This window comes from Haemophilus sp. HMSC066D02 (genome assembly GCF_001810545.1).
Taxonomy (GTDB): Bacteria; Pseudomonadota; Gammaproteobacteria; order Enterobacterales; family Pasteurellaceae; genus Haemophilus_D.
In genome coordinates, this window is sequence record NZ_KV801808.1 from 413 (window position 1) to 15,904 (window position 15,492).

General features: G+C 38.5%; 12 protein-coding genes and 2 tRNA genes. 9 read left to right on the forward strand and 5 right to left on the reverse strand.

Going from position 1 to position 15,492, the window contains the following annotated elements; translation table 11 throughout:
* The coding region (locus HMPREF2750_RS05440; RefSeq protein WP_186821575.1) for a YadA family autotransporter adhesin at positions 1-1,967 on the forward strand (1,967 nt) is incomplete at its 5' end.
* A 149-nt stretch (positions 1,968-2,116) separates the two neighbouring features.
* Here HMPREF2750_RS05440 and HMPREF2750_RS05445 read toward each other — a convergent pair.
* Positions 2,117-3,301: a glycosyltransferase gene (locus HMPREF2750_RS05445; RefSeq protein ID WP_070582976.1), complete on the reverse strand. Its 1,185-nt coding sequence runs from the start codon at positions 3,299-3,301 to the stop codon at positions 2,117-2,119.
* 219 nt (positions 3,302-3,520) lie between these two features.
* Here HMPREF2750_RS05445 and gorA point away from each other — a divergent pair, with 219 nt between their 5' ends.
* Positions 3,521-4,891 carry a glutathione-disulfide reductase gene (gene gorA / locus HMPREF2750_RS05450; protein ID WP_070582977.1) on the forward strand — a complete coding sequence of 457 codons (1,371 nt, stop codon included), beginning with the start codon at positions 3,521-3,523 and terminating at the stop codon, positions 4,889-4,891.
* A gap of 67 nt (positions 4,892-4,958) precedes the next feature.
* Here the strand turns inward: gorA and HMPREF2750_RS05455 are convergent, their stop codons facing one another.
* The 3 genes from HMPREF2750_RS05455 to HMPREF2750_RS05465 form a co-directional block, all read right to left on the reverse strand.
* Entirely contained in the window at positions 4,959-5,786 is an 828-nt protein-coding gene (locus HMPREF2750_RS05455; RefSeq protein WP_070582978.1) for a class II glutamine amidotransferase, read from the reverse strand.
* A gap of 221 nt (positions 5,787-6,007) precedes the next feature.
* Positions 6,008-7,324: an MFS transporter gene (locus HMPREF2750_RS05460; protein WP_070582979.1), complete on the reverse strand. Its 1,317-nt coding sequence runs from the start codon at positions 7,322-7,324 to the stop codon at positions 6,008-6,010.
* A gap of 14 nt (positions 7,325-7,338) precedes the next feature.
* Positions 7,339-8,046: a 7-cyano-7-deazaguanine/7-aminomethyl-7-deazaguanine transporter gene (locus tag HMPREF2750_RS05465; RefSeq protein WP_070582980.1), complete on the reverse strand. Its 708-nt coding sequence runs from the start codon at positions 8,044-8,046 to the stop codon at positions 7,339-7,341.
* Between the two features lie 241 nt (positions 8,047-8,287).
* Between HMPREF2750_RS05465 and HMPREF2750_RS05470 the strand changes: the two genes are divergently transcribed.
* Complete coding sequence (locus tag HMPREF2750_RS05470) at positions 8,288-10,543, forward strand: FepA family TonB-dependent siderophore receptor (protein ID WP_070582981.1); 2,256 nt, start codon at positions 8,288-8,290, stop codon at positions 10,541-10,543.
* 134 nt (positions 10,544-10,677) lie between these two features.
* On the opposite strand, the gene rpmE is transcribed toward HMPREF2750_RS05470, so the two are convergent.
* Positions 10,678-10,890: a 50S ribosomal protein L31 gene (gene rpmE, locus HMPREF2750_RS05475; RefSeq protein WP_005696847.1), complete on the reverse strand. Its 213-nt coding sequence runs from the start codon at positions 10,888-10,890 to the stop codon at positions 10,678-10,680.
* Positions 10,891-11,082: 192 nt separating this feature from the next.
* Between rpmE and mutY the strand changes: the two genes are divergently transcribed.
* The 6 genes from mutY (at position 11,083) to HMPREF2750_RS05505 (ending at position 15,467) form a co-directional block, all read left to right on the forward strand.
* Complete coding sequence (gene mutY / locus HMPREF2750_RS05480) at positions 11,083-12,201, forward strand: A/G-specific adenine glycosylase (RefSeq protein ID WP_070582982.1); 1,119 nt, start codon at positions 11,083-11,085, stop codon at positions 12,199-12,201.
* Positions 12,194-12,466, forward strand: coding sequence for an oxidative damage protection protein (locus tag HMPREF2750_RS05485; RefSeq protein ID WP_049365232.1), 273 nt, complete (start codon positions 12,194-12,196; stop codon positions 12,464-12,466). The genes mutY and HMPREF2750_RS05485 overlap by 8 nt, the downstream gene beginning before the upstream one ends.
* A gap of 9 nt (positions 12,467-12,475) precedes the next feature.
* On the forward strand, positions 12,476-13,555 hold the full coding sequence (mltC, locus tag HMPREF2750_RS05490) for a membrane-bound lytic murein transglycosylase MltC (RefSeq protein ID WP_005696844.1): 1,080 nt from the start codon (positions 12,476-12,478) through the stop codon (positions 13,553-13,555).
* A gap of 233 nt (positions 13,556-13,788) precedes the next feature.
* Positions 13,789-13,864, forward strand: a tRNA-Phe gene (locus HMPREF2750_RS05495).
* A gap of 2 nt (positions 13,865-13,866) precedes the next feature.
* Positions 13,867-13,942, forward strand: a tRNA-Asn gene (locus HMPREF2750_RS05500).
* Positions 13,943-14,228: 286 nt separating this feature from the next.
* On the forward strand, positions 14,229-15,467 hold the full coding sequence (locus tag HMPREF2750_RS05505) for an HAAAP family serine/threonine permease (protein ID WP_070582983.1): 1,239 nt from the start codon (positions 14,229-14,231) through the stop codon (positions 15,465-15,467).
* The last annotated feature ends 25 nt before the right edge of the window (positions 15,468-15,492 follow it).

Sequence of the window (15,492 nt, forward strand, 5' to 3'; positions counted from 1 at the left end):
CTAAAGGTGACACAGGTGCTACAGGTGCTACAGGCGCAACTGGCGACAAAGGTGAGAAAGGTGATAGCATCACTGGTGAGGTTGTAGATAACAAAGACGGTACTCATACAATCACCATTACTGATTTAGGTACTGGCTCAATTACTACAACTATCGTTAAAGATGGTAAAAAAGGTGAAAAAGGTGATACTGGTCCAGCTGGTCCAGACAAACATGTTGATGTAGTTTCTGGTAACGAGAATACAACTAAAGTTGACGTGAAACCTAACGCAAGTAAAGATGGTCGTGATCGTTTCGTTGTGTCAGCTAATACAACTGGTATTACAACGACAGTAAACAACAATGGTACTGTAAGTGTTGATCCTAACGGTAATGGCGATAGCTTAGTTAACGCAACCACTGTTGTGAATGCAATCAACAATGCTTCATTCAATATTACTACTGGCAACCATGTTGATAACGTTGTAGAAGATACCAATGGTGGAAAAGTTGCTCAAGTGAAACCGGGTTCAACTGTAACCATTACTTCTGGTAAAAATGTAGCAGTTAAACAAGATGTTGATGATAAAGGTAACCCAACCTTCGTTATCTCAAGTACTAACGATGTAAATCACAACAATGTAACTGCAGCTAATACCACTACAACAAACTTTACTGTTAACCCTAACGGTAATGTTGATATGGGTGGTAACCAAGTTCATAACGTAGCTAACGGTACTAATCCAACTGATGCTGTGAACTTGAGCCAATTGAATGCAACTAAAACTGTTGTGAAACCAGGTAACCAAACTAATGTTACTACATCACTTAATGCGACCACCGGTGGTACTGATTACACAGTTAATGTAAACACTACAACGTTATCTCCTGCAACTAACACTGGTAAGATTACAGTTCCAGATGCTAATACCGCAGGTAATAACGGTTTAGTGACTGCAATTGATGTAGCTAATGCAATCAATGCTGCTTACTGGAAAGTAGGTGATAATGCAGGCGCAGTAAAACACAATGTCACTGCGGGTAGCCAAGTGAACTTCGTGAATGGTAATGCGACAAGCTCTAATGTTACCGTTGATGCAAATGGTTTAACCAAAGTTAGTTACGATGTGAATGCAGGTGACGGTTTACATATCGACAATAATAATAAATTAGTTGCGAATGTAACTGATATTAAACAAGGCGATAATGTAGTGGTTAATAAAGATGATAAAGGTGTTTACACCATCAGCGCAAACAATACGCAAGCAAGCGTAAGCACTGATCCAAACAAAGGTATCACTGTTACACCAACCGTTAATGCAAATGGTACAACTAACTACAAAGTCACTGTTGACGTAGATAACGATACAATTACTGTGAACAATCAAGGTAAGTTAGTTGCAAGCGGTGCAACCAACTTTAATGTTGCAACTAAAGATGGTGGTAACCAAGTTGCTAAGAAAGGCGGAAGCTCAACAACGAAAATTACTGCTGGTAAGACAATTACTTATACTGCAGGTAAAAACATCGCGATTGAGCAAAATGGTGGCGACATCCTTGTTTCAACAACTCAAGATGTAGATCACAACAGCGTAACCACAAATGACTTAACAGTTAACAAAGGTGGTAACATTGATATGGGTGGTAACCAAATTCACAACGTGAAAGCGGGTACTAAAGATACTGATGCGGTTAACGTATCTCAATTGAAACAATCAATTGGTGATGTACATAAACGTATCAATAAAGTGGGCAAAGAAGCTCGCGGCGGTATCGCAGGTGCTAACGCAGCAGCAGGTTTACCACAAGTTTATATTCCAGGTAAATCAATGGTTGCCGCTTCTGCAGGTACTTTCAAAGGTGAAAGCGCTGTAGCAGTAGGTTACTCACGCTCAAGCGACAATGGTAAAGTTATCTTTAAACTTCAAGGTAACGCCAATACCCAAGGCGACGTAGGTGGCTCTGTGGGTGTAGGTTACCAATGGTAATTTAGCTTTCCATTAAGATAGATAAAAACCCAGCTTCGGCTGGGTTTTTTATATTTAAAAATAGACATATATAAATAGAAAAATTCACGCACATATAACATTATATGTGCGTGAATTTTTCTAATTAACAATATTTTATATGATGTTTTCTAGAGATGTTCTTTTGCAAATGCTAGATTTTTTTGAATACGTTGTTTATCTTGTTCTGGAATTGTTGGATTTTCTAATAATTCAACACAGAGCGCATAACAGATACGATAATTTTTAACCCAATAGGCGCTTACTGCCAACTCATCTTTAGCTTTCCATTCGTAAATAGGGTAGTTCACAAACAGTTTATCAGTACTAAGCGGAATACTTATAGCTGCCATTGCATATATATAGGCCAATTTTATACGATTATTAAGGCGTAAATAGCGCGCTAAGAAATATAAACTTTCAGCACGCTGCGGTCGATACTCATAAGCAGCAAGAAACGCCTGTTGTACTTCATCTAATGGATAATTTAATTGTTCTTTTAGTTTTGCAACTTGTAGTAGTGAATAGTAAACTTCTTCAACCCAGCCACCAAGAGCAATACGTTTTTTGTAGGTATCTAATGCTTTTTTAGGTTGATCAGAGTCTCGCCATGTTTGTGCTAAATAGAATGTACAACGTCGGATTAATTCTTCTTTACGATCCCATAGACCTTCTTCCATCGCTTTTTGTTTTTTTGCATCACTTGCTTTTTCGAGGGCTTTTAATTTTTTGATTTCGGCCATTAACAGTTTAGCATCACGTTCGTATTTATCGCCTTTTGAACCACCATCAGTAAAATCTGGAAGTTCAATACCGGTTAATAAAGTAGGATTGTTACTTCCTTCAATGGAATCACAGTATTCATGAGTTGCTCCCCAATAACGGTAACGCTGACGGCCGGTTAATCGACCATTCACTAGACGAATATTGGAATATCTTAAGGTGCTATTTTTTTGAATGACGGAGTACGCAGGATCGCCTTGTAATTGCGATTTCCATTCAGGATCGAGCACTTCTAATGTCATATCGGCATCACATAAGAAAATATAATCGGCTTTGTTTTCTGCCAATTCTAATGCTTCGCTACGGTTGTGGGAAAAATTAACCCAAGGTCGTTCAAATAATTCACCAGGGATTTTATGTTTTGCCATAAAATCTTTGATGATTTGTTGGGTACCATCAGTTGAACCAGTGTCCACCACAACCCAATAATCAATTTGACCAACCATAGAACTCATACAGCGTTCGATGATAGCAGACTCATTTTTTACGATAGCATTCCAGCAAATCGTCTTTTTATCGGTTCTTTTAGGCATTTTTCTATCTCTTATGTTTTAATATTAATTCAAGCTTATCCCTCTTTAGATTAGGGAGATATTATAACGAAAATACATTTTTTTTGCTGAAAATTATGCGAAAAATAACCGCACTTTTTCCTCGCATAGACAATTCCAATTACATCAATTTATAGCTTTCTTCTTTAATTTGGCGCAAAATAGGGAAAAAATTTTAATGAGTAAAAAAGGATAATGAAAATGACTAAACATTATGATTATATTGCTATCGGTGGTGGTTCAGGCGGGATTGCTTCAATTAACCGTGCGGCAAGCTATGGTAAAAAATGTGCGATTATTGAAGCGAAACATCTCGGTGGCACTTGTGTGAACGTAGGCTGTGTACCGAAAAAAGTGATGTTCTATGGCGCACAAATTGCAGAAGCCATTAATAGCTATGCACCCGCTTATGGTTTTGATGTAGAAGTGAAAAAGTTTGATTACGCGAAATTGGTCGAAAGTCGTCAAGCTTACATCGGTCGTATTCATACCTCTTACAATAATGTGTTAGCGAAAAATAATGTGGACGTTCTAAATGGTTTTGCGCGTTTTAAAGATGCAAAAACGATTGAAGTGAGCTATGCAGATGGTTCAACAGAATTAGTGACTGCAGATCATATCTTAATTGCTACAGGTGGCCGTCCAAGTATTCCAGCGGTAAAAGGTGCTGAATACGGAATTGATTCAAATGGTGTATTTGCTTTAAATGAATTACCAAAACGTGTTGCAGTAGTAGGCGCAGGTTATATTGCGGTTGAATTAGCGGGTGTTTTAAATAGCTTAGGCAGCGAAACACATTTATTTGTACGCCAACATGCCCCATTGCGTAATCAAGATCCATTGATTGTCGAAACCTTAGTTGAAGTGTTAGAACAAGATGGTATCCAATTACATACTAAAGCGTTGCCTGAAGAAGTCGTGAAAAATGCCGATGGTTCGCTTACCTTGAAATTACAAGATGGTCGTGAAACCACAGTGGATACGTTAATTTGGGCGATTGGTCGCGAACCGGCAACGGATGTGATTAATCTTGAAGTAACAGGGGTGAAAACAAATTCACGTGGACAAATTATTGTTGATAAATACCAAAATACGAACGTACCTGGCATTTATGCAGTGGGTGATATTATCGAAGGTGGTATTGAATTAACACCAGTTGCCGTGGCAGCAGGTCGTCGTTTGTCTGAGCGTTTATTCAATAACAAACCAAATGAGCATTTGGATTACAATCTTGTGCCAACGGTTGTGTTCAGCCATCCGCCAATTGGTACAGTGGGTTTAACTGAACCGCAAGCGATTGAGCAATATGGTGAAGAAAATGTGAAAGTATATAAATCCTCTTTCACAGCAATGTACACCGCTGTCACTGAACATCGTCAACCTTGCCGGATGAAATTAGTGTGTGTCGGCAAAGAAGAGAAAATCGTGGGCTTACACGGCATTGGTTTCGGTGTAGATGAAATGATTCAAGGTTTTGCTGTAGCAATCAAAATGGGGGCAACTAAAGCAGACTTTGATAATACGGTGGCAATTCACCCAACAGGTTCTGAAGAATTTGTGACAATGCGTTAATTGCAGATAAAAAAGTGCGGTCAAAATCTCTGATGTTTTTGACCGCACTTTTTATTGTGATTTGTTATTAGGCTGCTGCGCGATTGCCTAATGTACCATCATCTTCCATTTCTTTAGCCACACCAACGACCTCAGCAATTTTGTCTCCTTCTTTGAAGAAAACGAAACCACCATGTTCCATTTTGACCCAAGGTTCATCTTTGGTGAGCGGGAAAGTCGTAATGATCGTGACTTTGTCACCATCTTTTGCGTAATCATTAAAATCGATGACACCATCATCATCAATGCGGTGCGCTTTACCAAAAGGGGCTTTACGTGTTAAGTAATGCAAATTGGTTGAGCAGTGGGCAATCATCCATTCTCCGTTTGAAAGAATGAAGTTAAAGGTGCCTTTTTGCGAGAGCTCTTTAGTAATATCTTGAATGGCTTCAAAAATTTCCATTTCAGACGGTTTACGACGGAAGCGATTTTTCAAATATTCCGCCATATAACAAAATGCCGCTTCTGAATCGGTTGAGCCAATCGGCTGACAGAAACTCTCAGACATATCCGGTAATTCTTTTAAATTACCGTTGTGAGCAAACACCCAGTTTTGTCCCCAAATTTCACGAATAAAGGGATGGGTGTTTTCAATGGTCACACCGCCTTGCGTTGCTTTACGAATGTGAGCAATCACATTGAGTGATTTAATTTTGTATTGTTTTACACAGTCTGCAATAGGGGATTGTGATGCTGCGTGGTTATCGCGAAAAATACGCACTCCACGACCTTCAAAAAAAGCAATACCGAAGCCATCTGAATGGCAATCAGTAAGACCAGCACGACGACGGAAACCTTCAAAAGAAAAGACAATATCCGTCGGCGTATTGCAGTTCATTCCGAGTAATTGGCACATAAATTCCTACAACTTATTTTTATATTTTTATAACCTTATAATGTGTGCTGATTTAACACCATAATGCGTTGAAATTCAAGATGGATAACAAAGGATTTTTAGAAGAAAATGTTACATAAAATAACTTGAGAATCTTTCTGATCTGAAGACTAGGGATGAGCACTTTATTAAGTCAATAAAAAAGGCGTGTTTATCACGCCTTTTGCTATATTTTTTTAAGATTATGCTTTAATTTCTGAGCGGCTTTTTAAGAAAAAGAGTGCAACTGTTGAGATCAGCATAACGAAGCCAACGCCAACATATAAACTCTGTTTATCCCACCCCATATCTAATAATTGACCGGCAATCGTTGGGGCAAGAATTGCACCAATACGACCAATACCAATTGACCAACCCACACCGGTGCTACGAATATCGGCATCATAAGTAAGTGGATTTAAGGTATAAAGACCGCTGATACAGCCATTCATGAGCGCACCAACTAAAATACCTAATACCATCGCAATCCATAAAACGGACGAGGATAAGATAAAGGTAATGATTGCAGCGGAAGATAATACGGTGAATAAAATCAACACGCCGCGTGCCGTCCAACGGCTAGCCAGTAAGCCATAGATTAGGGCGCCGCAAGTGCCCCCTAATGAGATCATCATCCCTACGCTTACACTTTGCTCTGTCGTCATGCCTGCTTCTTTTAATAAGGCTGGCGTCCATGAACTTATAAAATAGAAACTGAACATGATCGCAAAGAAAGCCGTCCAAATTAACAGAGTGGAGTGTAAGTATTTTTCGCTGAATAATTGGCTAATAGGTAATTTAGTCTTAACTTTTTCCATTTTTTCTGGAAGTTTCCAATCACCGGCTAAACCAATTTTTTTTGCGATTAAATTTAACCGCACCTCTGCATTTTTAGGTTGTTTGGAAGTGAGAAAATCAATGGATTCCGGTAACCAAATAAATAAAATGACTAAAAGTAAACCGGTTAAGATAGCACCCGCTAAAAACACGGAACGCCAGCCATATTCACCTTGTAGCATCACGGCAAACATACCGCCTAATACCGCACCGACACCAAATCCTGCTGCATAGACACTGATCGCAAAGCTACGCCATTTACGAGAGGAATATTCACTGGTGATCACGTTTGTTCCCACTAAAATACCGCCGACACCAAGACCAGTAATAACTCGCCAGAAACCGAGCCATTGATATTGTGAGATAAACGCCGAACCTAACATCCCGATAGCGGAGAGTGATACTGCTATTAATAACAATGGACGGCGACCAATTTTATCCGCAAGTGGTGCAAGAAAAAGTGATCCGGCAGTCATACCAAACAAGCCGGCACTTAATAAATAACCTAACTCAATTCCCGTGAGGCCAAATTCGCCACGAATGGCTGTTGCGGTGAAGGCTAGGGCTAATACATCGAAGCCGTCAAGTAAATTCATGATGGCAGCCATCACCACAATCATCCATTGATAAGCCCCCATTGGGCTTTGTTCTATTTTGGCTCTAAGAGAAAGCGTTTCGGTCATTTTATTTCCTTAAGTTAAGCAAACTGACGAGAGCTTGCGAGAGATTGAAGTTTACGCAAAATCATGCTGAGTACCACGCCATAAGCGGGAACAAACAAGACGATGCCGACAAATAATTTAAATAAATAATCGACAAATCCAAGGCTAAACCAATGTTCTGCCATAAATGGATCACTACTTTTATAAAACGCGACACAAAAGAACATAAAGGTATCGGCAAGGGAACCAAATGTCATTGAGCTGCTCGGGGCAATCCACCACGTTTTTAATTGACGTAAGCGGTTGAATACTAACACATCTAATAATTGACCGAAAACATAAGCACAGAAGCTGGCGAACGCAATACGGAAAACAAACATATTGAATTCACTTAATGCACCCAAGCCTTGATATTGACCATTAGAAAAAACAACAGAAACAATGTAACTCACGATAAGTGCGGGGATCATCACAATAAATATGATCCAGCGCGCTTCTTTTGCCCCAAATACACGAACCGTTAAATCAGTGGCTAAGAAAATGAATGGGAAAGTGAGTGTGCCCCATGTGCTGTGGAAGGAAAAATCATCAGCAAAGCCAAGTGCGGTCAATTTTAAATTGATTTCAAAGGGAATTTGAACGAAATAATTACTGGCTGTGATGATAAAGATATGAAATAAGCTTAATAAAATTAAAGCAAAACGTTTTTGTTGATCATTGAAGATCAGAGTATTAATTTTCATTTTAAGACCTTTTTAGTTGGTTAATCGGGGGTAGGGAACCCGACATGAGAAATAAATCCGCCAAATTGGCGAGCCGTGAATAATACTAGAATTTATTGGGATTGCAAGAAAGTGCGGTTAAAAAATTAGGTATTTTATTTAAATTCAATAAAAATGATAAGAATTGTTATTTACACCCAAATTATATTGTACTAGAATTCTCGGACATTATTTATTCCACATATGCCAGGAGAGCATTTCAATGTATAAATCCAATCATTTAAAAACAACATCATTCTTCGCATTAAGTGCGTTAACCATCGCGCTTTTTTCAAACTATTCTTATGCAGAAGAGAAACTTGAGGAAATTAAAGTTACTGCGGAAGATCAGGTAAAACAATCACTTGGCTCTTCTCTTGTGACAGCAAAAGATTTAGAAAAACGCCCAGCGACAAATGATATTTCTGAAGTATTACGTACCATGCCAGGTGTGAATTTGACGGGTAACTCATCTACAGGACAACGCGGAAATAAACGTCAAATTGATATTCGTGGTATGGGACCAGAAAATACATTGATTTTAGTGGATGGTAAACCGGTCACCTCTCGTAATGCAGAACGTTATGGTGTACGTGGTGAACGTAACTCTCGTGGCGACAGCAACTGGGTACCAGTTGAAGCGATTGAAAAAATTGAAGTATTACGTGGTCCTTCAGCTGCACGTTATGGCTCAGGTGCAATGGGTGGGGTGGTGAATATTATCACTAAACCTGTTACCAATGATTTACACGGGAGCTTAAGTTATTACACCAACCAACCAGAAGATAGCGATGAAGGCGCAACGAACCGTGTTGGTTTTAATCTAAGCGGTGCGTTAATTAAAGACGTATTGCAATTCCGTTTATATGGTAACTGGAACAAAACGCAAGCGGATGAAGTCGGTATTAATGGCGATCCTGCTATTGCCGGTCGTGAAGGTGTACGTAATAAAGATATTAATGGCCGTTTAGTGTGGAATATCAATGAGAAAAATAAATTAACCTTGGATTCTGGTTTTAGCCGTCAAGGTAATATTTATAACGGTGATACACAAAATAGCTCAGCAGGGCTTTACAATAATAAAAATTATCCTGAAACTAAAACCTTGGCAGGAAGCAAAGCTGAAACTGCTCGTTTATATCGTCAAAACTATGCTTTAACCTATGAAGGTAAATTCGATCATTTCGACAATAAAACCTATATTACTTTTGATAAAACCAAAAACAGCCGTTTACCAGAATACTTAGCAGGTGGTCCAGAGGGCAGTTATTCGAGTACATCAGCTTTTAGCGATTCCATTCTTAAAAATACACGCTTTAGTTCTGAATTCTATATCCCATTTACCTTGGGCGTAGATCATATGCTGACAGTTGGTTTTGAAGGTGCACATAGCAGTTTAGATGATGACGCTTCTATGACACAGTTACTTGGTGGACGACGAGATAAAAAAACAGGGAAGGTGCTTTATGATTTGAAAGAACGCCTACCAACCGGCATCTCAAATGTACGAGGAGGTCATAGTAGTCAAACTGAATGGGCTGTATTTATTGAAGATAATATTTCAGCAACCCAATCTACTATCCTAACGCCATCTTTACGTTATGATTACAACAGTTATTCTGGTTCTAATGTAAGCGGTGGATTAAACTTCTTACAAAGCCTCAACGATGATTGGAGAATTAAAGGTGGGATTGCAAGAGCTTATAAAGCACCGAACCTTTATCAAACTAACCCAAATTACTTGCTATTTACTTTAGGTCAAGGTTGTCCAACGAATGTACCAAATAATAAAACTTGTTATTTCCAAGGTAATAGCGACATTAAACCAGAAACCAGCTGGAATAAAGAAATCGGAATTGAATATGATAAAGACGGAGTTCTTGCTTCTGTAGCTTATTTCCGTAATGATTATCGTAATAAAATCGTATCTGATGGTGAATTTATCGGTTTAACCAACTTGGGTAACTATGTGTATAAATGGGGTAATGCAAACCGCGCAGTGATTGAAGGTTTTGAAGGTAATCTGACATTACCACTAATCCAAGATAAATTAAACTGGGTGAATAACTTCACTTATATGCATAAAACCAAAAATAAAGATACAGGTAACCCGCTTTCTATCGTGCCGAAATATACCTTGAATTCAAGCTTAAATTATAAAATTACCGATAGTTTGGATGCAATGTTAACTTATACGCAATACGGTAAACAAAAATCCCGTAAAAATCCGGAAAACCGTATGGAAAATGGTAACAATACACACGTTAATCAACTTGCTGGCTCAGAAGATATTGGTGGCTATGCAGTTTGGGGATTAAGTGCGGGTTATAATTGGAAAGATACAATCAGTATTCGTGTTGGCGTAAGTAACTTATTTGATAAACGCATTTATCGTTCATCAAGCAGTACAAATTACAATGCTCATACTTATAACGAACCTGGTCGTGCGTATTATGCAACAGTAAAATATTCATTTTAATTGAGCATTTAGAACTGATAGAAAAAGTGCTGTCAATTTTGACCGCACTTTTTTATTGATTGAATTTGAAAAATGGTGAATTTCAGATAATAAAAAACCCTGCATAGGCAGGGTTCTCTTCACTCAGATTCAAATTATTTTGTACCTGGGATTTTGAAACGGCTGTTAAAGCGTTCAACACGACCACCAGTATCAACAACACGTTGTTTACCAGTGTAGAATGGGTGGCAGCTACCGCACACATCAAGGTTGATGTCTTTGCCTAAAGTTGAACGAGTTTTGATCACGTTACCGCAAGAACAAGTTGCAGTGATCTCTTTATATTCTGGATGAATACCTTGTTTCATAGAAAACCTCAAATTGAAGCCACGCCGCTATAAATGCTTTCCACTTACACCGCGTGAGTTAATAATCGCCGATAATCCGGCACCAAATAGACTGCGAATTATACTGAAAAAATCAAATTGATCAAGAGGTGTGCTTTAGTGATAGAATCATCGCAAAATTTTTGCTTAGTTTGACCGCACTTTAGGAAAGTTATGTTAGCCCAATCCTCTGTTGATGCCCCTTTTGCCCATTCTGTTTTACAATGGTATGAAAAGTTTGGGCGGAAAAATTTACCTTGGCAGCAAAATAAAACCCTTTATGGTGTTTGGCTTTCTGAAGTGATGTTACAACAGACTCAAGTTTCCACGGTCATTCCTTATTTTGAACGTTTTATTAAAACCTTTCCCAATGTGACCGCACTTGCTAATGCATCACAAGATGAAGTGTTACATCTGTGGACGGGACTAGGTTATTACGCACGTGCAAGAAATTTACATCAAGCCGCTCAAACCATTAGAGATGAATATCAAGGTGAATTTCCTACACAATTTGAGCAAGTTTGGGCATTAACAGGCGTGGGCCGATCCACGGCTGGCGCAATACTATCTTCTGTACAAAATCAACCTTATCCGATTTTAGACGGTAATGTGAAACGTGTGCTTTCTCGTTATTTTGCTGTTGAAGGTTGGCCTGGCGAGAAGAAAGTTGAAAATCAATTATGGCAGTTGAGCGAACAGGTTACACCAACAACGAGAGTCGCAGAATTTAATCAAGCGATGATGGATATCGGTTCGGCTATTTGTACTCGCACAAAACCTAAATGCGATCTTTGTCCTTTAAGTAACGATTGTTTAGCCAATAAACTTGAAAAGTGGACGGAATTTCCTGGAAAGAAACCCAAAAAATCGTTGCCAGAAAAGCAGAGTTATTTTTTGATTTTATCTTATCAAGGAAAAGTCTGGTTGGAACAGCGTGAAAGCAAAGGCTTATGGGGCGGGTTGTATTGTTTTCCTCAGTTTGATGATAAACAAACATTGCTGAGTTATCTGAAAGAACTAGGGATTGCCGAGTATCAAGAATGGGTAACTTTTCGTCATACATTTAGCCATTTTAACTTAGACATTTATCCTATTTATGTTGAAGTTGATCGAAAATCTGAAGAGGGCGATCGTTCAGATTGGAAAAAATTGTCAGAAAAAGGAAAAGAATCTCAATCTGGTCTATTAAGTGCGGTCAAATATTGGTATGATCCAACGTCACCTGAACAGATCGGGTTAGCTCAGCCTGTGAAAAATTTATTAACGCAATTTGTAAGGAATTATTATGGCTAGAACCGTTTTTTGCGAATATTTGAAACAAGATGCGGAAGGGTTGGATTTTCAACTGTATCCCGGTGAATTAGGTAAACGTATTTTTAATTCAATTAGTAAACAAGCATGGGGAGAATGGATCAAAAAACAAACCATGTTAGTGAACGAGAAAAAACTTAATATGATGAATGCCGAACATCGTAAATTATTAGAAGAAGAAATGGTGAATTTCTTATTTGAAGGCAAAGATGTGCATATTGAAGGTTACGTTCCCCCATCTAAATAACAAAAGATTATGAAAAAGTATTTATTATTGGCGCTACTTCCGCTTTTATATGCGTGTAGCGACTCGCCAACCCATCGACGTGGCATTAATTATGACGAAGTGTTTTCGAAAGACACACAAGGGTTAGATATTTTAACGGGGCAATTCTCCCATAATATCGATCGTATTTGGGGGGTAAATGAGCTCTTAGTCGCGAGCCGTAAAGACTACGTAAAATACACAGACTCTTTCTATACGCGTAGCCACGTAAGCTTTGATGAAGGTACGATTATTGTTGAAACTCAACAAGATCTTAATCGCTTACACAACGCGATTGTTCATACTTTATTGATGGGCTCAGATGCGAAAGGTATCGACTTATTCGCTTCTGGTGATGTACCGATTAGTACGCGTCCTTTCTTATTAGGTCAGGTTGTGGATAATAATGGTCAGCAAATTGCTAACCAAGTGATTGCAAGTAACTTTGCGACTTATTTAATCCAAAATAAATTACAAACTCGCCGTTTACAAAATGGTAACACCGTGCAATTTGTGGTGATCTCAATGATTGCAAACCACGTTGAAGTGCGTGCACAAAAATATATTCCATTAGTCCGTAAAGCCGCAGAGCGCTATGGCATTGATGAGAGCTTGATTTTAGGTATTATGCAAACAGAATCTAGCTTCAACCCGTATGCGATAAGTTATGCGAATGCAATCGGCTTAATGCAAGTGGTACCAAGCACAGCAGGTCGTGATGTATTTGCGATGAAAGGTAAAGGTGGACAACCATCTGCGCGTTACCTTTATGATCCTGCAAATAACATTGATGCGGGGGTTTCTTACTTATGGATTCTGCAAAATCAATATTTAGATGGTATTACAAACCCTACCTCTAAACGTTTTGCAATGATTTCTGCCTACAACAGTGGTGCAGGTGCAGTATTACGTGTATTCGATGAGGATAAAGATGAGGCGATCTATAAGATCAATCAGATGTATCCTGAACAAGTATATCGCATCTTAACTACAGCACATCCATCGTCACAAGCAAGAAACTACTTGTTGAAAGTGGATGCAGCTCAGAAGAAATTCCGTGTAAGACGATAATTTCAGAAATTAAATACCATGCCCGAAAGACTTTTCTCTCGGGCATTATTTTTTCTATAAAGTGCGGTTATTTTTAGTTGAGTTTTTCAAAATACGTTCTTTTTATAGACGTTTTGGTTATTAACCATTCAAATACACTAAATTTTTCACTTTTTTTGAATTTAATTGTTGACCGATACCCGAAAAAATAGTTTAATACGCTCCGTTGTCAGGCAGTAGCCAATAACGATAACGCCTCGATAGCTCAGTCGGTAGAGCAGGGGATTGAAAATCCCCGTGTCGGTGGTTCGATTCCGCCTCGAGGCACCATTTCCTCCTTAGTTCAGTCGGTAGAACGGTGGACTGTTAATCCATATGTCGCAGGTTCGAGTCCCGCAGGAGGAGCCAAATTCTAAGAAGCCGCTAAAGTAATTTAGCGGCTTTTTGCTTTTTAGAATTCAGAATTATTCTGTTGTTTTCCTCTCTTTAAAATTTGCTCAAATTTCTCACCGCAGTTTTTTGATCTAGATAAATATTTATGTAAAAAAGTTACATAAAATTGTTAGCGAGATCACACTTTATTATTTTGCACTTTGCAATCAATCCCTAATCTCATCATAATGCAGCCACTAATTTAATGAATGAATAGTCATTAAATAAACGATTTTATAATTTTAACTTTAGAAGGTGATGTATGGACACTACAACTAATAAAAAATGGAATAAATTTGATACAGCTTGGGTATTAAACTTATTTGGAACTGCGGTGGGCGCAGGGGTATTATTTTTACCAATCAATGCAGGGATGGGCGGTTTTTGGCCTTTGGTTGTGATGGCGATTTTAGTCGGACCGATGACATATTTTGCACATCGTGGCTTGGCTTATTTCGTCTTGTCTTCTTCTAAGCCAGGCAGTGATATTACCGAAGTAGTTGAAGAACATTTCGGCCCGACCGCAGGGAAATTAATTACCTTATTATATTTCTTTGCGATCTTCCCAATTTTATTGATTTATGGAAACGGGATCACTAATACGGTTGATTCTTTTATCGTCAACCAATTAGGCATGGCTTCACCAAACCGTGTGATTCTTTCTTTTGTATTAATTGCGATCTTGATTTCGGTAATGTTATTCAGTGAAAAAGTAATGTTAAAAATCACCGAATTACTGGTTTATCCATTGGTATTGATTCTCTTTGCGTTATCAATTTATCTTATTCCGCAATGGAATGCTTCAATGCTTTATGAGCTTCCTACTGCTGGTGGCTTCATCACGACATTGTGGTTAACCATCCCAGTATTGGTTTTCTCTTTTAACCATTCTCCGGCAATTTCCTCTTTCACGCTTTCTCAACAACGTGAATATAAAGATTTTAATACAACGGAATATCACATCGGCCGTACAGAAAAAGGAACTTCAACCGTATTACTGTTCTTCGTGATGTTCTTTGTATTTAGCTGTGTATTAACCTTAACACCAGCAGAGTTATTAGAAGCAAAAGCACAAAATATTAGTATCTTGTCTTATCTTGCTAACAAATTTGATAACCCATACATTTCTTATTTCGCACCATTAGTGGCTTTCTTCGCGATTACAAGCTCATTCTTTGGCCATTATTTAGGCGCGCGTGAAGGTTTAGAAGGTTTATACCTCAAAATGAAAGGCGAAAGTGTGAATCGTAAAAAATTAAATTACGGTACTGCAGTTTTCTTCTTATTGACTTTATGGGGTGTGGCGATCATTAACCCAAGTATTTTAGGTTTGATTGAATCCCTTGGCGGCCCAATTATTGCGATGATCCTTTTTATTATGCCTATGTATGCAATTCGCAATGTTCCAGCAATGAAACGCTATCAAGGTCGTTTTAGTAATGTATTTGTAACAGTAATGGGATTAATTGCTATCTCTGCGGTCGTATATGGATTATTATAAGCGACTTTTTAGTTTAGCTTAGGAT